Source organism: Micromonospora sp. CNZ296, from assembly GCF_007827635.1.
In genome coordinates, this window is sequence record NZ_VISW01000005.1 from 26,325 (window position 1) to 52,521 (window position 26,197).

General features: G+C 73.2%; 24 protein-coding genes. 3 read left to right on the top strand and 21 right to left on the bottom strand.

Features of this window, described 5'->3' with window-relative positions:
* Nucleotides 1-144: 144 nt before the first annotated feature.
* The 5 genes from FB455_RS10285 to FB455_RS10305 all read right to left on the bottom strand — a co-directional run bounded on the left by FB455_RS10285 (nucleotide 145) and on the right by FB455_RS10305 (nucleotide 5,734).
* Nucleotides 145-1,833, bottom strand: a complete 1,689-nt coding sequence (locus FB455_RS10285; protein WP_013284690.1) for a ribonuclease J — start codon at nucleotides 1,831-1,833, stop codon at nucleotides 145-147.
* A gap of 51 nt (nucleotides 1,834-1,884) precedes the next feature.
* Nucleotides 1,885-2,808: a 4-hydroxy-tetrahydrodipicolinate synthase gene (gene dapA / locus FB455_RS10290; RefSeq protein WP_145753091.1), complete on the bottom strand. Its 924-nt coding sequence runs from the start codon at nucleotides 2,806-2,808 to the stop codon at nucleotides 1,885-1,887.
* Nucleotides 2,809-2,860: 52 nt separating this feature from the next.
* The gene (gene thyX, locus FB455_RS10295) at nucleotides 2,861-3,598 is read right to left on the bottom strand and encodes an FAD-dependent thymidylate synthase (protein ID WP_013284688.1); all 738 of its coding nucleotides are present in this window, start codon (nucleotides 3,596-3,598) and stop codon (nucleotides 2,861-2,863) included.
* 245 nt (nucleotides 3,599-3,843) lie between these two features.
* Nucleotides 3,844-4,515, bottom strand: coding sequence for a DUF2752 domain-containing protein (locus tag FB455_RS10300; protein ID WP_186466390.1), 672 nt, complete (start codon nucleotides 4,513-4,515; stop codon nucleotides 3,844-3,846).
* Nucleotides 4,505-5,734 (bottom strand): winged helix-turn-helix domain-containing protein, encoded by a 1,230-nt coding sequence (locus FB455_RS10305; protein ID WP_013284686.1) that lies wholly within the window; start codon nucleotides 5,732-5,734, stop codon nucleotides 4,505-4,507. Before FB455_RS10305 ends, FB455_RS10300 begins: the two co-directional genes overlap by 11 nt.
* 79 nt (nucleotides 5,735-5,813) lie before the next feature.
* On the opposite strand from FB455_RS10305, the gene FB455_RS10310 reads away from it, so the two are divergent.
* The gene (locus FB455_RS10310; RefSeq protein WP_013284685.1) at nucleotides 5,814-6,359 is read left to right on the top strand and encodes a GNAT family N-acetyltransferase; all 546 of its coding nucleotides are present in this window, start codon (nucleotides 5,814-5,816) and stop codon (nucleotides 6,357-6,359) included.
* Here FB455_RS10310 and FB455_RS10315 read toward each other — a convergent pair.
* Complete coding sequence (locus FB455_RS10315; RefSeq protein ID WP_145753093.1) at nucleotides 6,264-7,568, bottom strand: glycosyltransferase family 87 protein; 1,305 nt, start codon at nucleotides 7,566-7,568, stop codon at nucleotides 6,264-6,266. The genes FB455_RS10310 and FB455_RS10315 overlap by 96 nt on opposite strands.
* Before the next feature lie 35 nt (nucleotides 7,569-7,603).
* Between FB455_RS10315 and FB455_RS10320 the strand changes: the two genes are divergently transcribed.
* Nucleotides 7,604-8,188, top strand: coding sequence for a GNAT family N-acetyltransferase (locus tag FB455_RS10320; RefSeq protein WP_013474447.1), 585 nt, complete (start codon nucleotides 7,604-7,606; stop codon nucleotides 8,186-8,188).
* 202 nt (nucleotides 8,189-8,390) lie between these two features.
* Here the strand turns inward: FB455_RS10320 and FB455_RS10325 are convergent, their stop codons facing one another.
* The 7 genes from FB455_RS10325 to truB all read right to left on the bottom strand — a co-directional run bounded on the left by FB455_RS10325 (nucleotide 8,391) and on the right by truB (nucleotide 16,143).
* Entirely contained in the window at nucleotides 8,391-8,858 is a 468-nt protein-coding gene (locus tag FB455_RS10325; RefSeq protein ID WP_013474446.1) for a GNAT family N-acetyltransferase, read from the bottom strand.
* Between the two features lie 76 nt (nucleotides 8,859-8,934).
* On the bottom strand, nucleotides 8,935-9,696 hold the full coding sequence (gene dapB / locus FB455_RS10330) for a 4-hydroxy-tetrahydrodipicolinate reductase (protein WP_145753095.1): 762 nt from the start codon (nucleotides 9,694-9,696) through the stop codon (nucleotides 8,935-8,937).
* Nucleotides 9,697-9,768: 72 nt separating this feature from the next.
* Nucleotides 9,769-11,136 carry a M16 family metallopeptidase gene (locus FB455_RS10335; protein ID WP_041784159.1) on the bottom strand — a complete coding sequence of 456 codons (1,368 nt, stop codon included), beginning with the start codon at nucleotides 11,134-11,136 and terminating at the stop codon, nucleotides 9,769-9,771.
* A gap of 121 nt (nucleotides 11,137-11,257) precedes the next feature.
* A complete protein-coding gene (locus FB455_RS10340; protein ID WP_013474443.1) occupies nucleotides 11,258-13,627 on the bottom strand; it encodes a polyribonucleotide nucleotidyltransferase in 2,370 nt (789 codons plus the stop codon).
* Between the two features lie 220 nt (nucleotides 13,628-13,847).
* The gene (rpsO, locus tag FB455_RS10345; RefSeq protein ID WP_013284678.1) at nucleotides 13,848-14,117 is read right to left on the bottom strand and encodes a 30S ribosomal protein S15; all 270 of its coding nucleotides are present in this window, start codon (nucleotides 14,115-14,117) and stop codon (nucleotides 13,848-13,850) included.
* Nucleotides 14,118-14,299: 182 nt separating this feature from the next.
* Entirely contained in the window at nucleotides 14,300-15,226 is a 927-nt protein-coding gene (locus FB455_RS10350) for a bifunctional riboflavin kinase/FAD synthetase (RefSeq protein ID WP_013284677.1), read from the bottom strand.
* A 32-nt stretch (nucleotides 15,227-15,258) separates the two neighbouring features.
* Complete coding sequence (gene truB, locus FB455_RS10355; RefSeq protein ID WP_013284676.1) at nucleotides 15,259-16,143, bottom strand: tRNA pseudouridine(55) synthase TruB; 885 nt, start codon at nucleotides 16,141-16,143, stop codon at nucleotides 15,259-15,261.
* Between the two features lie 108 nt (nucleotides 16,144-16,251).
* Here truB and FB455_RS10360 point away from each other — a divergent pair, with 108 nt between their 5' ends.
* Nucleotides 16,252-17,247 carry a hypothetical protein gene (locus FB455_RS10360; RefSeq protein WP_145753098.1) on the top strand — a complete coding sequence of 332 codons (996 nt, stop codon included), beginning with the start codon at nucleotides 16,252-16,254 and terminating at the stop codon, nucleotides 17,245-17,247.
* Between the two features lie 6 nt (nucleotides 17,248-17,253).
* Here the strand turns inward: FB455_RS10360 and FB455_RS10365 are convergent, their stop codons facing one another.
* The 8 genes from FB455_RS10365 to infB form a co-directional block, all read right to left on the bottom strand.
* Nucleotides 17,254-18,573 (bottom strand): MATE family efflux transporter, encoded by a 1,320-nt coding sequence (locus tag FB455_RS10365; RefSeq protein ID WP_145753101.1) that lies wholly within the window; start codon nucleotides 18,571-18,573, stop codon nucleotides 17,254-17,256.
* Nucleotides 18,574-19,169: 596 nt separating this feature from the next.
* Nucleotides 19,170-19,379 carry a DUF6186 family protein gene (locus FB455_RS10370; protein ID WP_030269837.1) on the bottom strand — a complete coding sequence of 70 codons (210 nt, stop codon included), beginning with the start codon at nucleotides 19,377-19,379 and terminating at the stop codon, nucleotides 19,170-19,172.
* Nucleotides 19,379-19,786 carry a hypothetical protein gene (locus tag FB455_RS10375; RefSeq protein ID WP_013284671.1) on the bottom strand — a complete coding sequence of 136 codons (408 nt, stop codon included), beginning with the start codon at nucleotides 19,784-19,786 and terminating at the stop codon, nucleotides 19,379-19,381. The genes FB455_RS10370 and FB455_RS10375 overlap by 1 nt, the downstream gene beginning before the upstream one ends.
* A gap of 145 nt (nucleotides 19,787-19,931) precedes the next feature.
* Nucleotides 19,932-20,978, bottom strand: coding sequence for a DHH family phosphoesterase (locus FB455_RS10380; protein ID WP_013284670.1), 1,047 nt, complete (start codon nucleotides 20,976-20,978; stop codon nucleotides 19,932-19,934).
* Entirely contained in the window at nucleotides 20,975-21,466 is a 492-nt protein-coding gene (gene rbfA / locus FB455_RS10385) for a 30S ribosome-binding factor RbfA (protein ID WP_013474438.1), read from the bottom strand. The genes FB455_RS10380 and rbfA overlap by 4 nt, the downstream gene beginning before the upstream one ends.
* A 181-nt stretch (nucleotides 21,467-21,647) precedes the next feature.
* Nucleotides 21,648-21,941, bottom strand: a complete 294-nt coding sequence (locus FB455_RS10390; RefSeq protein WP_013284668.1) for a DUF503 domain-containing protein — start codon at nucleotides 21,939-21,941, stop codon at nucleotides 21,648-21,650.
* A 41-nt stretch (nucleotides 21,942-21,982) separates the two neighbouring features.
* On the bottom strand, nucleotides 21,983-23,026 hold the full coding sequence (locus tag FB455_RS10395; protein WP_145753104.1) for a TRM11 family SAM-dependent methyltransferase: 1,044 nt from the start codon (nucleotides 23,024-23,026) through the stop codon (nucleotides 21,983-21,985).
* 82 nt (nucleotides 23,027-23,108) lie between these two features.
* The gene (infB, locus tag FB455_RS10400) at nucleotides 23,109-26,123 is read right to left on the bottom strand and encodes a translation initiation factor IF-2 (RefSeq protein ID WP_030269840.1); all 3,015 of its coding nucleotides are present in this window, start codon (nucleotides 26,121-26,123) and stop codon (nucleotides 23,109-23,111) included.
* Nucleotides 26,124-26,197: the final 74 nt, after the last annotated feature.

Genomic DNA, 26,197 nt, shown 5'->3' on the forward strand with positions numbered 1-26,197 from the left:
CACGCCGGCCATCGGGAGGTACGGAGACGGACGCCGATCGGATGAGTGCGGTCACCACGTTTCGACACCGCGTGTCGGGACGTACCCGGAAAGCGACGGCGCCGGCCCACCGCGGACGGTGGACCGGCGCGCGGCGCGGTCGGGTCAGACCTCGACGACGGTCGGGACGATCATGGGCCGACGGCGGTACGCGTCGTTGACCCAGCGGCCCACCGTGCGGCGGACGATCTGCTGGAGCTGGTGCGGGTCGGTGATGCCGTCCGCGGCGGCCCGGTTCAGCGCCTCGGTGACCAGCGGGACCACCGCGTTGAACGCCTCCGGGTCCTCGGAGAAGCCCTTCGCCGAGACGGTCGGGCCGGCGACCACCTTGCCGGTGACCGAGTCGACCACGACTGTCGCGGCGATGAACCCGCCGTCGCCCAGGATCCGGCGTTCGGTGAGCAGCGACTCGCTGACGTCGCCGACGGCGAGACCGTCGACGTAGACGTACCGGCTCTTGACCCGCCCGACCAGGCTGGCGCGGCCCTCGACCAGGTCGACCACGTCGCCGTCCTCGCAGAGCACGACCCGGTCCGGCGCGACGCCGGACTCGATGCCGAGCCGGGCGTGCGCCCGCAGGTGCCGCCACTCGCCGTGCACCGGCATCAGGTTGCTCGGGCGTACCACGTTGAGCAGGTAGAGCAGCTCACCGGCCGGGGCGTGGCCGGAGACGTGCACCTTCGCGACGTCCTTGTGCACCACCACGGCGCCGGCCCGGGCCAGCCGGTTGATCACCCGGTAGACCGAGGTCTCGTTGCCGGGCACCAGCGAGGACGCCAGCACCACCGTGTCGCCAGGGGCGATGGTGATGTGCCGGTGGTCGCCGCTGGCCATCCGGCCCAGCGCGCTCATCGGCTCGCCCTGCGAACCGGTGGACATCAGCACGATCTGCTCGGGCGGCAGGTTCGTGGCCTCCTCGATCCCGACCACCAGGCCGGGCGGGATGTTGAGCAGGCCCAGGTCGCGGGCGATGCCCATGTTGCGGACCATGGACCGGCCGATCAGCGCCACCTTGCGGCCGTGCTCGACGGCCGAGTCGAAGACCTGCTGCACCCGGTGCACGTGCGAGGCGAACGAGGCGACGATGATCCGCCCCTTGGCCTTCGCGAAGATCGAGTCGAGGACCGGGCCGATCTCCCGCTCCGGCGTAACGAACCCGGGGATCTCCGCGTTCGTCGAGTCGGACAGCAGCAGGTCGACGCCCTCGGCGCCGAGCCGGGCGAACCCGGCCAGGTCGGTGATCCGCCCGTCGAGCGGAAGCTGGTCCATCTTGAAGTCGCCGGTGTGCAGCACCAGGCCGGCCGGCGTACGGATGGCCACCGCCAGCGCGTCCGGGATCGAGTGGTTCACCGCGAAGAACTCGCACTCGAACGGGCCCAGCCGTTCCCGGCCGCCCTCCCGCACGGTCAGCGTGTACGGCTGGATCCGCCGCTCGGCCAGCTTCGCCTCGACGAGCGCGAGCGTGAACTGCGAGCCCACCAGCGGGATGTCCGGCTTGTGCGCGAGCAGGTACGGCACCGCGCCGATGTGGTCCTCGTGGCCGTGCGTGAGCACGATCGCCTGCACGTCGGCCAGCCGGTCCAGGATCGGGCCGAAGTCGGGCAGGATCAGGTCCACGCCCGGCTGCTCGACGTCGGGGAACAGCACCCCGCAGTCGACGATCAGCAGCTTGCCGTCGTACTCGAAGACGGTCATGTTCCGGCCGATGGCGCCGAGTCCGCCGAGCGGGATGATCCGCAGGCCGCCCTCGGGCAGCGGCGGGGGCAGTTCACCCTCGATGTGCGCCTCGGTCACGCGTCACCTCATTCTGCGACGCCGTCGCGCGGCGTCCGTCGTGTCGTTGATTCATTCGGGCAGGGGCAGGCCCGCCGCGGCGCAGTCGGCGCGCAGCTGGGCCAGTTCGTCACCGGTGGCGTCGACGAGCGGCGGCCGCACCGGGCCGGCCGGGCGACCCTGCGCCCCCAGGCCGGCCTTGACCAGGATCGTGCCCTGGGTGCGGAAGATGCCGGTGTAGAGCGGCAGCAACCGCCGGTGCAGGGCGAGCGCACCGGCGTTGTCGCCCGCCTCGAACGCCTCGATCATCTGCTTGGTCAGCGCGCCGGTGAAGTGGGTGGAGGTGCCGACCACGCCGACCGCGCCGATCGACAGCATCGGCAGGGTGAGCGCGTCCTCGCCGCTGTAGTAGGCCAGGTCGGTGCGGCTGAGCACCTCCGACGTGGCGAACAGGTCGCCCTTGGCGTCCTTCACCGCGACGATCCGGCCGTGCTCGGCCAGCTTGACGAGCGTCTCGGTGGCGATCGCCACGCCCGCGCGGTGCGGGATGTCGTAGAGCATGACCGGCAGGCCGGTGGCGTCCGCGACTGTGGTGAAGTGTCGCAGCAGCCCGGCCTGCGGCGGCTTGTTGTAGTACGGCGTGACCACCAGCAGGCCGTGCGCACCGGCCTTCTCGGCCTGCGTGGCCAGCTCGACTGTGTGCCGGGTGTCGTTGGTGCCCACACCGGCGACGATGCGGGCCCGGTCGCCGACCGCCTCGACCACGGTGCGGATCAGCGACTCCTTCTCCGCCTCCGTGGTGGTCGGGGACTCGCCGGTGGTGCCGTTGAGCACCAGCGCGTCGTTGCCCTGCTCGTCGACGAGATATTCGGCCAGCCGGGCGGCGCCGTCGAGATCCAGGCCGTCCGGCGTGAACGGGGTCACCATGGCCGTCATCACTCGCCCGAACGGGCGCGACGCGCCCCGGCTCGGGGCGGCGGAGTGGTCGTGCGTCATGCTCACAACCTAGCGGACGGCCGCCGGTGGCCCGGCGGCGAAGGGCGACGAGTCACTCCGCGTGCGGCGACGCAGCCACCTCGGAGCCGTCGGGCAGGGTGGAGATCACGAAGTCGGCGAAGACGTTCGGCGCGACACCCTTGAGCTGGCGCAGGCACTCCACCGCCAGCTCGCGGATCTCCACGTCGGCGTGCTCGGTGGCGCGCATCTTCACGAAGTGCCGCCAGGCCCGGTAGTTGCCGGTCACCACGATCCGGGTCTCGGTGGCGTTCGGCAGCACCGCCCGGGCCGCCTGGCGGGCCTGCTTGCGGCGCAGCGTCGGGTTGGGCTCGTCGGTGAAGCGGGCCTCCAGCCCTTCCAGCAACTCGGTGTACGCCCGCACCGCCGCGTCGGTGGCCTCGACGAACTTCTTGTGCAGCTCCGGGTCGTCGGCGATCACCGACGGCTCGACCATCGCCGCGTCCCGCTCGGGCACGTAGCGCTGGGAGAGCTGGGAGTAGGAGAAGTGCCGGTGCCGGATCAGCTCGTGGGTGAACGAGCGGGAGACGCCGCTGAAGTAGAAGCTCACCGAGCCGTGCTCCAGCACGCTCAGGTGGCCGACCTCCAGGATGTGCGCCAGGTAACCGGCGTTGGTGGCGGTGGCCGGGTTCGGCTTCTTCCAGCTCTGGTAGCAGGCCCGACCGGCGAACTCGGCGAGCGCCTGCCCACCGTCGGCGTCGGTGGACCAGGGCACCTCTTCGGGCGCCTGGAACTGGGTCCACGCGATCAACTTGACCTGGGGCTGAACCATCTCCGGCATTCCTGCGACTGTAGTTGGCCCGCGCCCGGCGTGGAAATCGGGCACGCGGCCGGCCAGCGGGCGCTCCGCCCAGGTGTCTCGGCCTGAGGCGTCCGATATCGCCGCTCCGGCTCTCAAGATCTTGGTAGGAAATGGCCCCCATGGGGGCGCTGCGCTTCCAAGATCTTCTCCGATCCCGCTTTGCGGAACATCGAACCCGGATAGCGGGAGCGCTCCGGCGGAGAGGGCGGAGAGCGCTAGACGTAGAGCGAGGTGAAGGGTGCCCAGGGCAGGTTGCGGACGACCGAGAAGACCCCCCACGCGGCCAGGAACATGCCGATGACCTTGGGGCTGAACTGGACCTCGGGCAGCTTCCAGCCGAACGCCCGGTTGCCGGCCCAGGCCACGAAGAGCCAGGCCAGGAACGGCAGCGCGAAGACGAACAGGAAGTGGTGCCGGGCGGCGGCGGGCAGGTCGCCGTGCAGCACGTACCAGAGCGCGCGGGTGCCGCCGCAGCCCGGGCAGTCCAGCCCCGTGGTCAGCTTGAGCAGGCAGGTCGGCGCGGCGTCCGGGTCGCTGCGGGTCGGGTCGCTGATCAGGGCGTACGCGATGCCGAGGCCGACGCAGCCGAGCGCGGCCAGCGGCACCGCCCAGCGCGGGGCGCGGGCGTGCAGGCGCAGCACCATCCGGGTGAACCGGTCGGCCTCGACCGGCTGGTACGCCACCGGGTAACCCGGCCACGGCGCTCCGGGCGCTCCCGGCGCTCCGGCAGGGGTGTGCGCTCCGGCGTGCGCGAACGCGGGCGCCAGGGTGTGATCGTGCGCGTGCGACGGTGATCCGGACTCCGGCTGCACGTGCCCGTGCGGCTCGGTGTGCGGGTCGGGCGCGGTGGCAGGCCGGTCAACGCTCGTCACGCGCTCACCGTACACCGGCCACGCCCACCAGCGCGGCGGCCAGCGGCCCCGCGAGGTCGCCCGCGGCGGGCGGGGCGACCGCGTCCAGGCCGAGCCAGCCGGCCAGCCGGTAGAGCTCGGCGGCGAGCGCCACTGCCGTCTCCCCCGGGTCGGCGCCCGGCTCGACCCAGGCGGCCGGCACCAGCAGCGCCCCGGCCTTCCGGTCGGCCTTCAGGTCGACGCGGGCGGTGAAGCGCTCGCCCTGTCGGAACGGCAGCACGTAGTAGCCGTAGACCCGCTGGGGCGCTGGCACGTAGATCTCGATCCGGTAGGTGAAGCCGAACAGCCGCTCGGTGCGCGCCCGCTCCCAGACCAGCGGGTCGAACGGGCTGACCAGCGTGTTGCCGCGTACCCAGCGGGGCAGCCGCGCGTCGGCGTGCAGGTAGGCCGGCTGCCGCCAGCCCTGCACCGTGACCGGGGTCAGTTCGCCCGCCTCGACCAGCTCGGCCACCGCCCGCCGCGCCCCGGCGACCGGCAGCCGGAAGTAGTCGCGCAGGTCCGTCTCGGCGGCGACGCCGAGCGAGCGGGCGGCGATCGACACGAGCGACCGGTGCGCCTCGGCGTCGCCCGGGGTGGGCGCGTCCAGCACGGCGGCCGGGAGCACCCGCTCGGGCAGGTCGTAGCGGCGGGCGAACGAGTTGGTGCGGTCGGCGGCGGTGACCTCGCCGGCCCAGAACAGGAACTCCAGCGCCCGCTTCACGGCCGACCAGTTCCAGCCCCAGTTGCCGGTCTCCCGCGGGGCGTCGTGCTCGATCTCGGCCGCGGTCAGCGGCCCCCGGGCGGCCACCTCGTCGCGGACCCAGGCGACCAGCTCGGGCTGCTCCTCGGCGATCCGGCGCATGCCGCCCCACGCCTCGTCGCGGGCCTTGGCCATCCGCCAGCGCAACGCCGGGTGCAGCCCCACCGGGACCAGCGACGCCTCGTGCGCCCAGTATTCGAACAGCTCACGCGGGCGGCGGTAGGCGGCGGTGTCCAGCAGGGCGGTCGGGTACGGCCCGAGCCGGCTGTAGAGCGGCAGGTAGTGCGCGCGCTGGAGCACGTTCACCGAGTCCATCTGGATCAGCCCGACCCGGTCGAGCACCCGGCGCAGGTGGCGGCGGGTGGGCACGCCTGAAGGCGCCGGGTCGGCGAAGCCCTGGGCGGCCAGGGCGATCCGGCGGGCCTGGGCGAGGGAGAGCGATTCCGGTACGGCCATCGTCGGCGACCCTAATCCAGCGGTACGACATCGGGAGCGGCGGCTGGACCGATCGCCCGTCGGGGCATAGAACGGACAGGTGCTCACCATTCGCCGGGAGGAACCGGACGACGCCGAGGCCATCGCCCGGGTGCACGTCCACGGCTGGCAGGCCGGGTACGCCGGGATCATGCCCGAGGAGGTGCTGAGCCGGCTGAACCCGCGCGCCTGGGCGCAGCGCCGCCGCGACCTCGGCACCGCCGACCCGGAGCACCCGTTCACCACGCTCGTCGCCGTGGACGGCGGCACGATCGTCGGGTTCACCACGTTCGGGCCGTACCGGAACAACCAGGACCGCGGCGACCTCGACCCGGCGCACGGCGAGCTGCTGGCGATCTACCTGGAACCGGCGCACTGGGGTTCGGGCGCCGGCCGGACGCTGCTCGCGGCGGCCCGGGACGGCCTGGCCGAGCGGGGCTGGACCGGGTACCGGCTCTGGGTGCTCGCCGACAACGCCCGGGCCCGCCGCTTCTACGAGCGGGCCGGGCACTCACCGGACGGTGAGGAGTCCGCCTACCCGGTGCCGCTGTCCGGTGGCCGCACCCCGATCCTGCTCCGCGAGCTGCGGTACACCACCGGAGGCTGACCCGGCCGGGACGCCGTCGCCGGGACGCTCACCGCCGGCCGGCGTGAGCCAGCGCCGGACCGGCAGCCCGAGCAGCAGCGCCAGGCTGATCCACACGTACGTGTTGCTGCCGAGGAAGCCGTCCACGCCAGTGAAGTCCTTCTCCCAGGACCAGACGATCCGGCTGCACAGCAGCGCGTACCCGATCAACGCGGCGGCCAGCAGCAGACGGCGCCGGCGGCTGCGCGCGGGCGCCGCCATGCCGTTGTCGACGAGCAGGATCAGGCCGGGCAGCAGCCAGACCAGGTGGTGCACCCAGGTGACCGGGCTGACCAGGCACATCACGGCGCCGGTGAGGGCCAGGCCGGTGGCCTCGTCGCCGGCGGCCACCGCCGCCCGCGAACGCCACGCCCACACCACGAGCGTCAGGAGTACGAGCACCAGCCAGGCGATCGTGCTCGGGTGCTGCGGGTCGAGCCGGGCGACCACCCCGCGCAGCGACTGGTTGGAGACGAACGCCAGCTCGCCGACCCGGTCGGTGTTCCACAGCGCCTCGGTCCAGAACTCCCGGGAGGCGTCCGGGAAGAGACCGGCGGCCACCAGCGTGGCGACGGCGGCCGTGCCGACTGTGGTCAGCGCGGCCCGCCAGCGGCCGGTGACCAGCAGGTAGACGATGAAGATGCCGGGCGTCAGCTTGATCGCGGTGGCCAGGCCGATGCCCACGCCCGCCCAGCGGCTGCGCGCCGGCAGCAGCCACAGCAGGTCCACCGCCACCAGGAACAGCAGCAGCATGTTGACCTGGCCGAAGTTGACCGTCTCGCGCATCGGCTCGTACGCGGCGGCCAGGCAGAGCGCCACAGCGAGCGCGAACCAGCGGGTCCAGCCGGACCGGCGGGCCACCGGGTCCAGCAGCCGCCAGATCACCACGGCGCTCGCCAGCACCGTCGCGGTCACGCTCACCACGATCGCCGCGCCCCACGGCAGGTACGCCATCGGCAGCATCACCAGTGCGGCGAACGGCGGATAGGTGAAGCCGTACTGCGTGCCGGGGCGCAGGAAGTCGTAGATCTCCCCGCCGTCACGCGCCCAGTACGTCAGCGCGCCGTAGTAGACCTGGAGGTCGAAGAAGCCGTGCCGCACCGCCGCCACGGAGAGGAACACGGTGACCGCCGCGGCGAGCGCCACCACGGCGACGACCTGCGTGATCGTCCGCCCGGCACCCTGCGCCACCGTCACCCTCCTCGCCCTGCGTAGGCTCACGTGCCATGGCTGCAGGCTACGTCCGGCCCGCGCGTCCCGAGGACGCCGGCGAGATCGCACGCATCCAGCTCGCGACCTGGCGGGTCGCGTACCGCCGGATCCTGCCACGGCACGTGCTCGACAACCTCGACGAGGCGTACCTCGCGCGGCGGTGGAGTGCGGCGGTGCAGGAGCCGCCCTCGGGCGCGCACCGGGTGCTGGTCGCCGTCGAACAGGCGGCGCAATCCTATCTGGTGGGGTTCGTCGCCTCCGGTCCGGCCGACGCCGACGCGCTCGCCCCCGACGAGCCGGCCGAGGCGCTCGGCTCGGACGTCGCCGCGGTCACGGATCTGCTGGTCGAGCCCCGGTGGGGGCGGCGCGGGCACGGCAGCCGGCTGCTCGCCGCGGCCGTCGACCACTGGCGCGCCGACGGTCTGACCCGGGCGGTGGCGTGGGCGTTCGACGCCGACGCCGCGACCCGGAAGTTCCTCGGCTCGACCGGCTGGGAGCCGGACGGAGCGGCCCGCGCGCTGGACGTGGACGACATGCTGGTCCCCCAGATCCGCCTGCACGTGGCAGTCCCGGAGGAAAATCTTCCGCCGCAGCGATGAGTTCCGCTCGTCTCGCCGGTCCACCCTCGCGTGGGTGGGCCGGCGGTCCCGGCACGGGGCAGGACCGCCACCCCACCCGCCGCACCCCGCCCCGATCCAGTCGATCATGAAGTTGGCGGCCTTTTCGATCTCCCCAACTGCCGCCAACCTCATGATCGGCCAGGTACAGGCCGGGGGGTGAGGGTGAGGGTGAGGGTGGGGGTCAGGCTGGGGGGAGTTCGGCTACCAGTTCTTCGTCCTCCATCGCGCCTGTGGGGTGGAAGCCCAGGGACGTGTAGAGGGCGGCGGCGGGCTTGTTGTCGGGGTGGTAGCTCAGGCGGATCGGCCGGCCCGCCTCGGCGAGCCAGTCGGCGAGCGTCCGCACTGTGGCGCGGCCCAGGCCCCGGCCCTGCTCGGCGGCGTCGATCACCATGCCGCCGATCCAGCGCGACTCGTCGTCGTCCACGCCCCACATGACGTGGCCGACGACCGTCTCGTCGGCGTAGACGGCCAGCGAGTTCCAGACGTCCGAGCGCTCGGTGAGAAGCAGGTAACGGGCGGCCAGCGCGGCCACGAAGGCGCGCTGGCCGTCGTGCGGCGCGACGTCCGCCACGGCCCGCCAGTTGTCGTCGTCCACCGGGCGCAGCGTCACCCGGCGGCCGGTGCGGTCGGAGTGTCCGGAATCGATCATGAAAGCAGCCTAGGTCCACGCCGCCGACCAGGCAAAACGGTTTCCCGCAGCAGGCCGGAGCACGCCGCGCGACGGATCAGTCGAGCAGGGCGTCCAGGCCGACTGTGAGACCGGGCCGGCGACCCACCTCCCGGACCGCGAGCAGCACGCCGGGCATGAACGACACCCGGTCGTACGAGTCGTGCCGGATGGTGAGCGTCTCGCCGGTGGTGCCGAACAGCACCTCCTGATGGGCGACCAGGCCGGTGGCGCGTACGGCGTGAACGCGTACCCCGTCGATGTCGGCACCGCGGGCGCCGGCCACCTCGTCGCGGGTCGCGTCCGGCGCGGGACCCAGGCCGGCGTCGGCGCGGGCGGCGGCGATCAGCCGGGCCGTGTGGGTGGCGGTGCCGCTCGGCGCGTCCAGCTTGCGCGGGTGGTGCTGCTCGACGATCTCGACCGACTCGAAGTAGCGGGCGGCGCGCGCCGCGAACTGCATCATCAGCACCGCGCCGATGCCGAAGTTGGGAGCGATCACCATGCCCACGCCGGGCCGGCCGGCGAGCCAGCCCCGCACCTCGGCGAGCCGCTGCCCGGTGAAGCCGGTGGTGCCGACCACCGCGTGCACGCCGTGCTCGACGCACCAGCGCAGGTTGTCCATGACCGCGTCGGGGGTGGTGAAGTCGACGACCACTTCGGCACCCGCCTGCGCCACCGCGTCCAGATCGTCGCCCTGGTCGACGGCCGCGACCAGCTCCAGGTCGGCGGCGGAGCCGACCGCCTTGCAGACCTCCATGCCCATCCGGCCCCGGGCACCGAGCACACCGACCCGGGCCGCCGTCTTCTGCTGCTCAGTCACGGGCCACAACCTATCCCAGCGCCCGGCACGGGATCCGGCGGACCGGCGCGGCGCTCAGGACCGGTGGGGCGCTCAGCTCGTGGCCGTGAAGCTGCCGGAGTCGAACGGACCCACCACGGCAAGCGACATGGGCCGGCCGAGCAGGTCGGCGGCGAGCGTGTTCACGTCGTCGAGCGTCACCGCGTCCACCCGGGCCAGCAGGTCGTCCACCGGCATCAGGTTGCCGTAGAGCAGCTCCCCCTTGGCGAGCCGGCTCATCCGCGAGCCGGTGTCCTCCAGCCCGAGCACGAACGAGCCCTTGCTCATCCCCTTGCCCCGGGCCAGTTCCGCCTCGGTGATCCCCTCGGCTGCCACCCGCGCCAGCTCCGCGCGGGTCAGGTCCAGCACCTCGTCCACCTTGCCCGGCGCGCACCCGGCGTAGACGGCGAACACGCCGCTGTCGGCGTACTGGCTGGCGTAGGAGTAGACCGAGTACGCCAGGCCACGCTGCTCCCGGATCTCCTGGAACAGCCGGCTGGACATGCCGCCGCCGAGCACGTTGTTGAGCACGCCGAGCGCGAACCGCCTGTCGTCGGTGCGGTCGATCCCCGGGCAGCCGAGGATGACGTGCGCCTGCTCGGTCTCCTTCGGCTCGACGAGCGTGGTGGCCGGCTTGGTGCGTACCGTCGGGGTGGCCGCGCGGTGCGGCGCCGGCGACGCCGGGTCGGTGTCCAGCGGGGTGCCGCGCAGCGCCTGCCGGACCAGCTTGACCACTGCGGCGTGGTCGAGGTTGCCGGCGGCGGCGATCACGATCTGCGGCGCGGTGTAGCGGCGGCGGTAGAAGCCCTGGATCTGCCGCCGGGTCATCGGCGTGACCGTCTCCTCGGTGCCGGAGATGAGCCGGCCCAGCGGGTGGTCGCCGTAGACGGCGCGGGCGAACAGGTCGTGCACCTCGTCGCCGGGCTCGTCGTCGTGCATGGCGATCTCTTCGAGGATGACGCCGCGTTCGGTCTCCACGTCGGCGGCGGTCAGCACCGAGTCGGCGACCAGGTCGCACATGACGTCGATGGCCAGCGGCAGGTCCTCGTCCAGCACCCGCGCGTAGTAGCAGGTGTATTCCTTCGTGGTGAAGGCGTTCGTCTCGCCGCCCACGGCCTCGATCTGCGACGAGATCTCCAGCGCGCTGCGCTTGTTGGTGCCCTTGAACAGCAGGTGCTCCAGGAAGTGCGCGGCACCGGCCTGCGAGCCGGTCTCGTCGCGCGAGCCGACCGCCACCCAGATGCCGAACGACACGCTGCGCATCGCCGGGATCGCCTCGGTGAGCACCCGCAGCCCGCTGGGCAGCACGGTACGGCGGACGGTGCCGCCGAGCGGGTCGTCGCTGAGCGTCCGGGTGACCGCGCGGGCCGCCGAACCGGTCGACGCCACCCCCCGTCCCGTCGAGGCGACTGACGAACTCACGAGAACCTGCTCTCCGGATGACGAGGAACGGCGGGACGTACGACGGCTCCAGCTCGCGCAGGCGACCTGGAGCCGTGGGCCGGCCCGGGCGACGCGGACGTCACCCGGGCCGGTCGGTGGATCAGCTGTGCCGGGTCCGGCGACGCGGACGGGACTCGCCGCCGCCCTCGCCACCCTCGGAGCGGCGCTCGCCACCCTCGGAGCGGCGCTCGCCACCCCGGTCACCGCGGTCACGCGGGCCACGGTCGCCGCCGCGGTCCCGGCCCGACGGACGGTCGCCACCGGCTGCCTCACCGGCGGCCGGCGCCTCGGCGCCCTCCGGACGGATCTTGTCCAGGTAGATCTTGCCGCGGGCGTCGATGTCCGCGATCTCCACCTCGACCTTGTCGCCGACGTTGAGGAAGTCCTCGACCTTCTCGACCCGCTTGCCGTCGCCCACCTTGGAGATGTGCAGCAGGCCGTCACGGCCCGGCAGGAGCGAGATGAAGGCGCCGAACGCGGCGGTCTTCACCACCGTGCCGAGGAACCGCTCGCCCACCTTCGGCAGGGTCGGGTTCGCGATGCCGTTGATCCGGTCCACCGCGGCCTGGGCCGACGGCCCGTTGGTCGCGCCGACGTAGATGGTGCCGTCGTCCTCGATGGAGATCTCGGCGCCGGTCTCGTCCTGGATGGCGTTGATGGTCTGGCCCTTCGGGCCGATCACCATGCCGATCTTGTCGACCGGGATCTTCACGGTGGTCACCCGCGGCGCGTAGTCCGACATCTCGGCCGGCGCCTCGATGGCCCGCTGCATCACGTCGAGGATGGTCTGCCGGGCCTCGTGCGCCTGCTGGAGCGCGGCGGCCAGCACGTCCGACGGGATGCCGTCGAGCTTGGTGTCGAGCTGCAGCGCGGTGACGAAGTCACGGGTGCCGGCGACCTTGAAGTCCATGTCGCCGAACGCGTCCTCGGCGCCGAGGATGTCGGTCAGCGTCACGTACTGGGTCTTGCCGTCGACCTCGTCGGAGATGAGGCCCATGGCGATGCCGGCGACCGGCGCCTTCAGCGGCACACCGGCCGAGAGCAGGCCCAGCGTCGAGGCGCAGACCGAACCCATCGAGGTGGAGCCGTTGGAGCCGAGCGCCTCGGAGACCTGCCGGATGGCGTACGGGAACTCCTCGCGCGACGGCAGCACCGGGATCAGCGCCCGCTCGGCCAGCGCGCCGTGACCGATCTCGCGACGCTTCGGCGAGCCGACCCGGCCGGTCTCACCGGTCGAGTACGGCGGGAAGTTGTAGTTGTGCATGTAGCGCTTGCGGTTCTCCGGGGACAGCGTGTCCACCATCTGCTCCATGCGCAGCATGTTCAGCGTGGTGACGCCCAGGATCTGGGTCTCGCCGCGCTCGAACAGCGCCGAGCCGTGCACCCGCGGCAGCACGCCGACCTCGGCGCTCAGCGGACGGATGTCACGCGGGCCGCGGCCGTCGATGCGGACCTGCTCGCGCAGCACCCGGTTGCGGACCTCGGACTTGGTCAGCGAGCGGAACGCGGCGGACAGCTCCTTCTCGCGGCCCTCGAACCGGCCGGTCAGCTCCTCGGCGACCTTGGCCTTGATCCGGTCCAGGGCCTCCTCGCGGTCGGCCTTGCCGGCGATCTTCAGGGCCTCGGTGACGTCGGCGCGGGCCACGTCGGCCACCGCGTCGTAGACGTCGTCCTGGTAGTCCAGGAAGACCGGGAACTCGCTGACCGGCTTGGCGGCGACCTCGGCCAGCTCGCTCTGCGCCCGGCACAGCTCACGGATGGCCGGCTTGGCGGCCTCCAGGCCGCTGGCCACGATCTCCTCGGTCGGCGCGGTGGCGCCGTCGGAGATCAGGGCCACCGCGTTCGGGGTGGCCTCGGCCTCGACCATCATGATCGCGACCTCGCCGTCGGCGAGGGTGCGGCCGGCCACGACCATGTCGAAGGTGGCCCGGGCCAGCTCCTCCAGGGTCGGGAAGGCGACCCACTGGCCGTCCACGTGCGCGACCCGGGTCGCGCCGATCGGGCCGGAGAACGGCAGGCCGGAGAGCTTGGTCGACATCGAGGCGGCGTTGATGGCCACCACGTCGTACGGGTGCTGCGGGTCGAGCGCCAGCACGGTCTCGACGACCTGGACCTCGTTGCGCAGGCCCTTGACGAACGACGGGCGCAGCGGCCGGTCGATCAGCCGGCAGGTGAGGATGGCGTCCTCGCTGGGCCGGCCCTCGCGGCGGAAGAACGAGCCGGGGATGCGGCCCGCGGCGTACATCCGCTCCTCGACGTCCACCGTCAGCGGGAAGAAGTCGAACGACTCGCGCGGCTGCTTGCCGGCGGTGGTGGCGGAGAGGACGACCGTCTCGCCGAGCTGGGCGACGACGGAGCCGGCGGCCTGACGGGCCAGGCGGCCGGTGGAGAAGGTGATCTCACGGGTGCCGAAGGACCCGTTGTCGATCACCGCGGTGCGGGATTCGGTGCCGAGGTTGGTCTCGGTCATGTGCTGTGGTGCTCCTTCGCGTCGTCGGCCGACGACACGGGAACTGCTCAGGCGGCCGGTCTTCGATCGAAGCGCCCGGGGTGGCCGGCGTCGTGCCGGGATTCCCGGGGGCCACTACCGGAGACCGGTGCTGACCGGCTCCCTCTTCGGGTGTCGCGCGGCCGGGTTCTTCGGTGGTACTGCAACGGGGGAGCGGCCAGGCGGCCACTCCCCCGTCAGGTCATCGGCGCAGGCCGAGCCGCTCGATGAGCGACCGGTAGCGGTTGATGTCCTTCTTCTGGACGTAGTTCAGCAGCCGGCGGCGCCGGCCGACCAGCAGCAGCAGCCCACGGCGGCTGTGGTGGTCGTGCTTGTGCACCTTCAGGTGCTCGGTGAGCTCCGCGATCCGCTTGGTCAGGACCGCGACCTGCACCTCGGGCGAGCCGGTGTCGCCCTCGGCGGTCGCGTACTCCTGGCGGATCTTGGCCTTGGCTTCCTGGTCGAGCGCCATGTTCTCCCTGTTTCGTGGGTCATTCGATGAGGTCCGGAGCGGTCGTGGTGACCGGTGCAACGGACCGGTTCCTCGCACCCGCGGCGTCGTGCAGGCACGCGAGGCCCCCGTCGGTCAGCCGACGTCTCCGTCAGCCTACCAGCCCTCGGGACGGACGGCCGGTCAAGGTGGCCCCGCGCCGGTCAGAGCACCGCCCGGCGGGTGCGTTCCACGTCCTCGGCGATCTGGGCCACCAGCGGTTCGATCGCGTCGTATGTCCGCTGCTCACGCAGGTGCGCCACGAAGTCCAGGGCCAGCCGCTCGCCGTACAGGTCGCCGCTGAAGTCCAGCGCGTACGCCTCCACCCGCCGCTCCCGGCCGGAGAACGTCGGGTTGGTGCCGATCGACACGGCCGCCGCCAGCGGTTCGCCGTCGCGGCGCACCAGGCGGGCCGCGTACACCCCGTCGGCCGGCACCGCCGCGTACCTGTGGGTCAGCAGGTTGGCGGTGGGGTAACCCAGCTCACGTCCGCGCTGGTCGCCGCGGACCACCACGCCCTCGACGCGGTGCGGGCGGCCGAGCGCCGCCGCCGCCGCGCCCACGTCCCCCGCGTCGACGCAGGACCGGATGTACGTGGAGGAGAAGACGGTCCCCGCCTCGGCGACCAGCGGCGCCCCCTCGACGGCGAACCCGAAGGTACGGCCCAGCCGCTCCAGCAGCGGCACGTCACCGGCGGCCCGGTGCCCGAACCGGAAGTTGTCACCGACCACCACCAGCGCGGCGTGCAGGTGCGCGACCAGGACGTCGTGCACGAACGCCTCGGGTGGCAGCCGGGAGAACTCGACTGTGAACGGCACCACGCAGAGCACGTCCACGCCGAGCGCCTCGATCAGCTCGGCCTTGCGGGCCGGCTCGGTCAGGACCGCCGGGTGCGAGCCGGGGCGTACCACCTCGGCCGGGTGCGGGTCGAACGTCACCACCACCGACTTGACGCCCAGCTCCCGGGCGCGCGCCACGGCGTGACCGATGGTGGCCTGGTGCCCCCGGTGCACGCCGTCGAAGACGCCGATGGTGACCACCGAGCGTCCCCAGCCGCCGGGCGCTGCCTCGTACCCCCGCCACCGCTGCATGCCGTTCCTCCCCCTGTCCGCCCGCGCGCCGTTCAGGCCGGGGCCAGCACGATCTCCGCGCGGGCCCGACCGTCCCGCTCGCTGACGATAGCGATCAGCCCGCCCGCCGGGTCGAAGACCGCGTACGGCCCGGTGATCCCGGCGGGCGCGAGCGGCCCGCCGTGGGACAGCACCCGGGTCTCGTCGGCGGTGGCGTCCCGGCGCGGGAAGAACCGCGCGGCGGCGGCGTCCAGCGGCAGGTTCACCACGTCCGGCGCGCGCTCCTCGAGCTGGTCGAGCGTGGCCGCCTCGGCGAGCGTGAACCCGCCCACAGCGGTCCGGCGCAGCGCGGTGAGGTGACCGCCGACGCCGAGCGCCGCGCCCGCGTCGCGGGCCAGCGCCCTGATGTACGTCCCGGACGAGCAGGTCACGTCCACGTCCACGTCCACCACGTCCGGGACGTCCCGGCGGATCGCCAGCACGTCCAGCCGCGACACGGTCACCCGGCGGGCGGGCAGCTCGACCGCCTCCCCGTCGCGGACCCGCTTGTACGCCCGCTGCCCGTCGATCTTGATGGCGCTCACCGCGCTCGGCACCTGGTCGATCTCGCCGGTGAGGGCGGCCAGCGCGGCGCGTACCCCGTCGTCGGTGACCGCTCCGGCCGGGGTGGTCGCGACCACCTCGCCCTCGGCGTCGTCGGTGACCGTGGCCTGTCCCAGCCGGATCGTCGCGGCGTAGCTCTTGCCGGCGCCGATCACGTACGTGAGCAGCCGGGTCGCCCGGCCCACCCCGATCACCAGGACGCCGGTGGCCATCGGGTCGAGCGTGCCGCCGTGACCGACACGGCGGGTACGCGCCAGCCGCCGGATGCGGGCCACGACGTCGTGCGACGTCATGCCGCCGGGCTTGTCGACCACGATCAGACCGTCTGTGCTCACGACCGCCAAGCCTGCCAGACGTCGGTGATCGGCCCTGCGGGGGATACCGCCCAGCTTCGGCGGGGTGTCAAGATCGTGCGCCAGCGCCCCGTCTGCCCGGGAAGTCCGATGACCGATCACCGCTCCGCCCCCGACCCCTCCTTCTCCGCCGGCCCGCCGGAGGACGAGCTGGGACGGGCGCCCGAGTGGCTGCGCCGGCCCGAGCCCGAGGTGCCGCCCGGCCGCGCGGACCGCCTGCGGATCGCGCTCGGCGGGCACTCCGGCAAGCTGCTCGGCGGCGTACTCGCGCTGGTGCTGCTCGCGTTCTTCGGGCTCGTCGGGGGCCTCGGCTACCAGGGCTTCCAGCGCTGGCGGGAACCGGCCGCCGAACACCCCACGGTGAGCCTGCCGGTCGGTGAGCAGGCGTCCTCGTCGGCCTCGACCCCGCCGGCCGCCGGCCCGTTCGACGGCACCCCGGCGGCGGCCTTCCCGGAGGGCGCGGCGGGAATCGCGCTGCCCCGCGCCAAGCGCACCGGCCCGTTCACCGAGAAGCAGGTGGCCGACACGCTGGCCAAGGTACGCAAGGCGCTGGTCACCGCCCGGCTGGACCGCACCTTCTTCACCGCGAAGGACCCGGAGCGGCTGGTGCGCCAGTTCGCCCCGGACGCGCGGGCCGGCGTGCGCGACGACTTCCCCACCGGCGAGGCGAGCACCTACGCGACCCGGCTCGCCCCCGGCGCCCGGCTCACCGCCGACCAGCCCCGGGTCAAGGGCCGGATCAGCTACCGGGCGACGAAGGACCGGGACGGCATCCGCATCCTGGAGGTGACCACGAACTTCGTCTGGGCGTACGCGTTCCCCACCACCAGCCCCACGCCGGGCGACGGCGTCGTGGTGGTCCACGACACGGTGAAGTGGAGCATCCCGCACCCGGCCGACGTGACCACTGCCTCCGCCGGGCTGTGGATCGAGCGGGCCGACTCGTACGCCTCCAACATCGACTGCGCCGCGCTGGACAAGGGGCTGCTCGCGCTCGGCAAGCAGTCGTTCGGCGGGCCGGCCGACCCGGACCCGGACGCGGTCTTCGACCCGGACAAGACGGTCGATCTGCCGGACACCTGCTGACCGGCGTCAGCGCACCGCGCCGACCACCGCCCACGCACCCGAGCGCATCCGCAGCAGCAGGCCGGCCAGCCGCAGCACCACGAACAGCGTCAGTCCGGCCCAGATCCCGCCCAGCCCGAGGTCGAACCCGTAGGCCAGCCAGATCGCCGGCAGGAACCCGCCGAACGCACACACGATGGTGAGGTTGCGCAGGTAGCGCACGTCGCCCGCGCCGATCAGCACCCCGTCGAGCGCGAACACCACGCCGCCGATCGGCTGGAGCGCCACGAACCACGGCCAGGCCGTCATGGCCTGCTCACGTACCTGCGGATCGGAGCTGAACCACGACGGCACGACGCCGGCGCCGGCGGCGATGAGCACCGCGAAGGCCACGCCGCACAGCCCGCCGAGCAGCGCGATGCGGCGGGCCAGGAACCGCGCGGACGCCGCGTCGCCGCCGCCGAGCGCGGCGCCGACCAGCGACTGCGCGGCGATGGCCAGCGCGTCGAGCACCAGCGCGGTGAAGAACCACAGCTGTACGGCGATCTGGTGCGCGCCGACCGCGGCGGCGCCGAAGCGGGCCGCGACGGCTGTGGCGGACAGGAAGCTGGCCTGGAACGCGACGCCCCGCACGAGCAGGTCCCGGCTGAGCACGAGCTGCTGACCGATCACCCGCGGCCGGGGGCGCAGCGAGACCCGCTCCCGCACCAGCGCCGCCGCGAACAGCACCCCGGACAGCGTCTGCGCGATCGCGTTCGCCACCGCCGAGCCGACCAGGCCGAGCCCGGCCGGGTAGACGAGCAGCGGGCAGAGCACCGCGGAGAGCAGGTTCGGGCCGAGCACGAACAGCAGCGGGCGGCGGGTGTCCTGGATGCCGCGCAGCCAGCCGTTGCCGGCGGCGGCGAGCAGCAGGCCGGGCGCGCCGAGCGCCGCGATCCGCAGCCACCCGGCGGCGGCGTCGGCCACCTCGCCGGGGCTGCCGACGAGGGTACGCGCCAGCGCGCCCCCACCGATGCCGATGGCGACCGCCACCAGCACTCCGGTGGCGAGCGCGAGCCAGGACGCCTGGACGCCCTCGGCCACCGCGGCGGCCCGGTCCCCCGCCCCGAAGCGGCGGGCCGAGCGGCCCGTTGTGCCGTACGCGACGACGGTCCCGACCCAGGCGGTGAGCGTCATGACCGTGCCACCGACGGCGAGCGCGGCCAGCGGCACCCGGCCGAGGTGACCGACCACTGCGGTGTCGACCAGGACGTAGAGCGGCTCGGCGGCCAGCACCACGAGGGCGGGCAGCGCGAGCGCGGCGATCCGCCGCGGCGAGGCGGTGACGGAGGTGGCGGTGGTGCTCATCGCCGCCGATCCTGGCACGCCCCCAGTAAGGCACGCAAGGCAGGCGACTACTTACCCACAGCGGCCGGGAAGCGGGCGGGCTCCCGAGCGGCGGTGACGTCGGCGTCGGGCCGGGGTGTGGTCCTCGGGCCCGGCCGGCGTCACCGCCGGACGGCGTATGTCACTGACGGGTGTCCATCGAGGTCTGCAGCGCGCGGCGCATCTGCTCGCGCGCCTCGTCGGTGGTGGTCTCGGTCTGCGGCTTGCGCTTGCTCGGCATCTGAAGGTCCTTCCAGGGTGCGGACCGCCGGGACGTGGCGGTCCTACGGGCGCCCGGCGCTCCGGATCGGCGCGACAGCGAATCGCGCCGCGACCGGAAGTCGTCGGCGGCTGAGCGCCCGGCAGCGGTCCGGGATCACCGGAGCGGCTCGCCTGGCAGCGGGAGCCCGGGTCGGTCTGACCCTGGAGGGAGGCGAAGCCGGGTGCGGCACCACCGCCCGTGACCAGCGCCGCGAAGCGCCGGTCCCGCACCCAAATTAACGTTCACTTTCCAGATGCTGCCCGCTGTTCCCGAAATGCGGAAAGATCAACGTCGTCGTCCGGTCCGGCGAGGGCGGTCAGCGGGCCAGGAAGTGCCAGCCCAGCCACCACCAGAAGCCGAACAGCCCGATCCGGCCGACCGGCACCGGGCCCACCTCGTACCGCATCACGAACGCGCAGACGTCGGCCAGCGACGGGATCCGCGACCCCTCGCGGCGCGCGGCCCACTCGACCACGGCGAACAGCACGATCGAGACCAGAAACCCGCCGATCGCCAGTGCCCGCATCATCGGCGCACCAGTCCCCAGAACGCGGACAGCCACGCGAACCAGGCCGCCGAGCGGGCCAGGTTGTCCTCCAGCAGCGGATCGGCCAGCCGGGAGAAGGTGGGGAAGTCGTCACCCACCGCCATCACGAACGTCGCCCCCTCGAAGACCCCGAAGACGGTCACCGGGACCAGCCACCAGAGCGCGACCGACGGCAACCGGCGCGGCGCCGGACGCCGGGGCACCCGGTTGCTCAGGCCGACCCAGATCAACCCCCCGCCGGTGGTGAGGATGTAGAGGTTCGCCGCGGTCGAGAAGGACGGCATCTGGCCGCCGACCAGAGAGAGGCAGATCAGCACCGGCACGGAGACGACCGGCCGGTCCCAGGCCCGGGGCGCCTCGACGGTGAGCTCACGGGGATGATCCATCACCCGATTGTCCCCAGCGTGACGCACCGCGGAAAGCCCGGCACGCGTCGTGATCCCCCGAAAACGCGCCGATCAGCTCACACTTCCGATCGCCGCCGCACCGGATCGACCGGACCAGAAGGACATATCGCTCCAGCCGGGCGCCTCACGCCACGGGGGTCACCGCGCCGGTGGCCAACTCGGCGCGGATCCGTCCGACCACCTCGTCGAGCGCTCCCCGGCCGGTGAAACCGGCGGCGAACCGGTGCCCGCCGCCGCCGAGCGCCACCGCCACCCGGCTCACGTCCACCGCGCCCTTGCTGCGCAGCGACACCGCCCACTCCGCCTCGCCCGACTGCTTCACCACGCAGCTCACGTCCGCCTCGGCGGTGCAGCGCACCGAGTCGATCAGCGCCTCCAGCACGTAGGCGGGCTGGTCGTGGCGGACCAGGTCGTCGCGGGTGGCGTACGTCCAGACGAGGCCGTGCCCGGCGGCGGCCGCCGGTTCCAGCGCGGCCCGGCCCAGCACCTCGCCGAAGAGGCGGACGGCGCCGAACGGGCGGGTGTCGAAGATCCGCCGGGAGATGTCACCGGGCCTGATGCCCGTGGCGATCAGGCGGGCGGCCGTCTCGTGTACGGCCGGTGTGGTCGCCTCGAAGCGGAACGAGCCGGTGTCGGTGGTCAGCGCGACGTACAGCCCGGTCGCGATATCCGCGTCCAGCGTCACGCCGAGCCGGTCCAGCAGCTCCAGCGCGACCACGGAGGTGGCGGCGGCGTGCGGGTCGACCAGGCTGATCCGGCCGAACCCGCTGTTCGAGGCGTGGTGGTCGAGCACGAGCGACGTGCCGGCCGTGTCCAGCCGGTCGGCCAGGTCGCCCAGCCGGGACTCGCTCGCCGCGTCGAAGCAGATCACCAGGTCCGGAGCCGGGTACGCGTCGTCCTGCGGCACCAGCAGGTCCACGCCGGGCATCCACCGGAACGGCTCCGGCACCTCCGGCGGGCCGGGGAAGGTGGCCTGGAGATCGCGTACGCCGAGCCGGCGCAGACCCAGCCCGAAGCCGAGCATGCTGCCCAGCGCGTCCCCGTCCGGGTTCACGTGGCAGATCAGCAGCACCCGCGCGTCGGCGGGGAGATCGCGTACCGCCGCGACGGCGGCCGCCCATGCGGTCTCGGTGGGCCCGGCCGGCGCGCCACCCGCGGCGGCCTCGGTCACCGGCGGTCGCCGGCGCGCGGCTCGTCGTCGCCCTCGTCCTCGGCCGGGGCGTCCTCGCCGTCCTCGTCCTCCTCCTCGACCCGGTACGGCTGGGCGTCACCCGCGTACGAGGCCTGGGCGGCGAGGCGCTGCACCTCGGCGTCGGCGGTACGTGCGGCGGCGAGCAGGTCGTCGATGTGCTTGACCTGGTCCTGCACGTCGTCGAGGACGAACGTGAGCGTCGGCGAGTGCCGCAGCCCGAGCGCCTTGCCGACGGTGCTGCGCAGCATGCCCTTGGCGCTCTCCAGCGCGGCGGCGGTGCTCGCCTGGGCCGCCGCGTCGCCGAGCACCGTGTAGAAGACAGTGGCGTCGCGCAGGTCGGCGGTGATCCGGGCGTCGGTGATCGTGATCATGCCGAGCCGGGGGTCCTTGATCTGGCTGCGCACCACCGACGCGACAAGTTCCCGGATGCGCTCCGCGTGCCGGCGAACCTTTGCCTGATCCGTCATGTCCCCCACCTCCGGGATCACCTGTACCAATGACGGCGCCGGATCACCAGGCGATCCGGGCCGTCGGCCGGAGACGGCGGGCGCGTGGGCGCCGCCGGGTCCGACCGCCCAACGCTGAAGAACACTACCCGCGCCCCGCCGGACGTCGCGCGGCACGGCCGGAGTGCCGCGCGACGCGCCGTCAGTCGTCCGCGCCGTGCAGACGACGGCGCACCGACAGCAGCTCGGTCTCCGGGCGGGCGGCGACCAGCCGCTCGCAGGAGTCGAGCACCTCACGGACGTGGGCCGGCTCGGCGGCCACCACCGCCACCCCGATCTCGGCCCGGCCGTGCAGGTCCAGCGCCCCCACCTCGGCGGCGGAGACCTCGAACTTGCGCAACGCGGCGACGATCGGCCGGACGTAGGACCGCTTGGCCTTCAGGGACCGGGAGTCACCCGGGAGCAACAGGTCGAACAGTGCGGTTCCGGTATACACGGCGAGCAACGGTACGCCGGGCGGCGCACCCCGGCACGCGATTAAGGCGCGACAGCCACCAGCACGTCCCGCTCGATCGCCTGGTCGACCCGGTGGGCGAAGTCACCGAAGCCCGGGCCGTCGAGCACGCGCAGCCCGGCGTCGGCCAGCACCGCCTCCGCCTGCGCCCGCGGGGCCACGTGCGTGTTCCAGGACAGGCCGAGCGCCCCGCCCGGGCGCAGCAGCTCCCGCCACACGGGCACGGCGGCGGTGAGCAGCTCCAGCGGACTGCGGGACAACCCGTGGTCGGTACGGCTGCCGTGCGCCACGCCGTACGGCGCGTCGGTGACGATCACGTCCGCACAGCGGGCGCGCAACGCCTCGCGGGCCCGGGTGGTGTCGGTGTTCAGCACAATGACGCGCTGGGTGGCCCCGGCCCGGTGCTCGTCCCGCGACGGTGCGACGACGGCCTCGAAGCGGCGGGCGACCAGCTTGCGGTCCCGGCGCACCGACGTCGACTCGGCGGTGTGCTTGAGCCGCTTGCGGCGCAGCCAGGTGCGCAGGAACGCGGCGTACGCGTCCACGTCCTTGCCGTCGCGCTCGATGCCGATGCCGTCGTAGCCGTACATCAGCGCCTGGTTGAGCGTCGTGCCCCGGCCGCAGAGCGGGTCCAGCACCACCACCGGCCCGTCCAGCATCCGCGGCGCGGCGGCGGAGGCGAGCACTGTGACGTTGAGCAGCAGCCGGGTGAACTGCTCGTTGGTCTTTCCGGCGTACTTGGGGATGGTGATCAGGTCGGAGTCGTACCGGGCCAGCGGGCGCAGCGGCACCGGCCGCAGCAGGTCGTCGCCGACCCGCTCGAACAGCGCGTACGCGGCCGACAGGTTCGCCAGGTGGGCCAGGTCCCGCTCGCCCAGCCCCGGTTCGGCGGTGGTGAACGTCAGGTACTCCACCCCGCCGATCCCGGTCACCTCCGCGGCGGCCGGCACGACGTCGAGCACGCCGGAACCGGCGAACACGGCCAGTTCGGCGCGGGCCAGCCGGGCCGCCGCGTCGGCGTAGACGCGGTTGGCGGAGGGGGCGAGGAGCAGCGCGTACCGGATCACGCCGCAGATTGTCGCAGCCTGCACAGACGGCGACGGCCGGGGCCCGAAGGCCCCGGCCGCCGGCCGGTCGTACGCGTGGTCGTCAGGCGCGCGGCTTCTCGCGCATCTCGAACGTCTCGATGACGTCGCCGACCTGGACGTTGTTGTAGCCGCCCAGCGTCAGACCACACTCGAAGCCCTCGCGGACCTCGGTCGCGTCGTCCTTGAACCGCTTCAAGGAGCTGATCGTGAGGTTGTCCGCCACGACCGCCCCGTCCCGCAGCAGCCGCGCCTTGGCGTTGCGGCGGATGAGGCCGGACCGGACGATACAGCCGGAGATGTTGCCGATCTTGGACGAGCGGAAGACGTCGCGGATCTCCGCGGTGCCCAGCTCGACCTCCTCGTACTCCGGCTTGAGCAGACCCTTGAGCGCGGCGTCGATCTCCTCGATGGCCTGGTAGATGACGGTGTAGTACCGGATCTCCACGCCCTCGCGGTCGGCCATCTCGCGGACCTTGTTCGAGGCCCGCACGTTGAAGCCGATGATCGTGACCGCCTCGGACGAGGCGCTCGCGAGCATGACGTCGCTCTCGGTGATCGCGCCCACGCCCCGGTGGATGATCCGAAGCTGGACCTCCTCCGGGATGTCGAGGTTGAACAGCGCGTCCTCGAGCGCCTCCACGGAACCGGAGACGTCGCCCTTGAGCACCAGGTTGAGCGAGGTCTTCTCGCCCTCCTTGAGCTGCTCCATGAGCGTCTCGAGAGTGGCCCGGCCACGGGAGTTGGCGAACGACGCCGCCCGCCGCCGTGCCTGACGCTGCTCGGCGATCTGCCGCACGGTGCGGTCGTCCTCGGCGGCCAGGAAGGTGTCACCCGCACCCGGCACCGTGGTCAGACCCAGCACCATGACCGGACGGGCCGGACCAGCCGAATCGACCGGCTTGCCGTTCTCGTCGAGCATGGCCCGGACCCGGCCGTGCGCCCCACCGGCGACGATCGAGTCACCGGCACGCAGGGTGCCCTTCTGCACCAGCACGGTCGCCACCGCGCCCCGGCCCTTGTCCAGGTGCGCCTCGATCGCGACACCCTGCGCCGGCCCGTCGATCGGAGCGGTCAGCTCCAGCGACGCGTCGGCGGTCAGCAGCACGGCCTCGAGCAGTTCCTCGATGCCGATGCCGGGCTTGGCCGCCACGTTGACGAACATGGTGTCGCCGCCGTACTCCTCGGCGACCAGGCCGTACTCGGTCAGCTGCTGGCGGACCTTGTCCGGGTTCGCCTCGGGCTTGTCGACCTTGTTGACCGCGACCACGATCGGCACGTCCGCCGCCTTGGCGTGGTTGAGCGCCTCGATGGTCTGCGGCATGACGCCGTCGTCGGCCGCGACCACCAGGATCACGATGTCCGTGACCTGGGCACCACGGGCACGCATGGCGGTGAACGCCTCGTGACCCGGGGTGTCGATGAACGTCACCGCGCGGTCCTCGCCCTCGTGCGGGACGTGGACCTGGTAGGCGCCGATGTGCTGGGTGATGCCACCCGCCTCGCCGGCCACCACGTTCGCCTTGCGGATCGCGTCGAGCAGCTTGGTCTTACCGTGGTCGACGTGACCCATGACGGTCACCACCGGCGCACGGCTGACCAGGCGGTCCGCCGCGACCTCGGCGTCGAGGTCGATGTTGAACTGCGCGAGCAGCTCGCGGTCCTCGTCCTCCGGGCTGACGATCTGCACGTCGAAGCCGAGGTGCTCACCCAGCAGCTGCAGGGTCTCGTCGGAGCACGACTGGGTCGCCGTCACCATCTCGCCCAGGTTGAACATCTCCTGGACCAGCGAACCCGGGTTGGCGTTGATCTTGTCGGCGAAGTCCGACAGCGAGGCGCCACGGGACAACCGGACGACCTGACCCTGACCGCGGGGCGCACCCGAGGACATGGTCGGGGCCGACAGGTTGTCGAACTCCTGTCTGCGCTGCTTCTTGGACTTGCGACCGCGGGTCGGCCGGCCGCCGGGACGCCCGAAGGCACCCGCCGCGCCACCGCCACGGCCACGGCCACCGCCGCCGGGACGGCCACCGCCGCCGACCGGGCCACCCGGACGGAAACCACCGCCGGGAGCACCGCCACCGCCGCCGGGACCGCCGCGGTAGCCACCGCCACCGCCACCGCCGCCGGGACCGCCGCGGTAGCCACCGCCACCGCCGCCGCCACCGGGTCCACCACGGTAGCCACCGCCACCGCCGCCGGGACCGCCCGGACGACCGGCGCCTCCACCGGGTCCGCCACGACCGCCACCGGGGCCGCCGGGGCGGCCGGTGGTCGGGCGCTGGCTCGGCATCGAGGCCGGGCTCGGCCGCGGCGGCATCGACGCCGGGCTGGGCCGCGGCGGCATGCCGGCCGGGCTGGGACGGGGACCGCCCGCACCGGCGGCCGGGGGCCGCTGCTGCTGGCCGCCCTGGATGCCGAACGGGTTGTTACCGGCGCCACGCGCCGGCGGACGACCGCCGGGCCGGGCACCGGGGCCCTGACCCTGACCCGGACCGCCGGGACGACCGGCGGCCGGGGAACCCGGACGCGGCGGCATGGCGTTCGGGCCGGGACGCGGACCCGGGCGAGCACCGCCCTCGGCCGGAGGCTCCCGGCGTACGGTCTCGCGCTGCTGCTGACGGGCGGCCTGGGCGGCCTTGACCGCGGCCTCCTGCTCAGCCTTGAGCGCAGCGGCACGCGCCTCGGCGGCCGCCACTTCGATGTCGTGCGCGCTCGCCGGCTTGGCGACCGGAGTCGCCGGCTGCGGCGGGCCGGGGACCGGGCCCTTGGGCTTCGGTCCAGGGGTCGGCGCGGCCGGACGCCGGGGCGGCATCGGCTTGGCCGAGACCCGGGGGGCACCCGGGGTCGGGGTGGGCGTCGGGGTCGGTGCCGGGCCACTGGGCGCGGCAGCCGGCGGGCCGGCAGGCGCCGACGAACCGGCTACGAACGCGCTACGCAGCCGCCGGGCGACAGGCGCCTCGACGGTGCTGGACGCGGACTTCACGAACTCGCCCATTTCCTTGAGCTTGGCGAGAACGGTCTTGCTTTCGACCCCGAGCTCCTTGGCAAGCTCGTGTACGCGGGCCTTTCCTGCCACTGCACTCCTCACTCCGAGGTCGTGCGGGCAGCACCCGCAGCGACCTCACTCCTGCACTTGAAGCCTGGTCATTT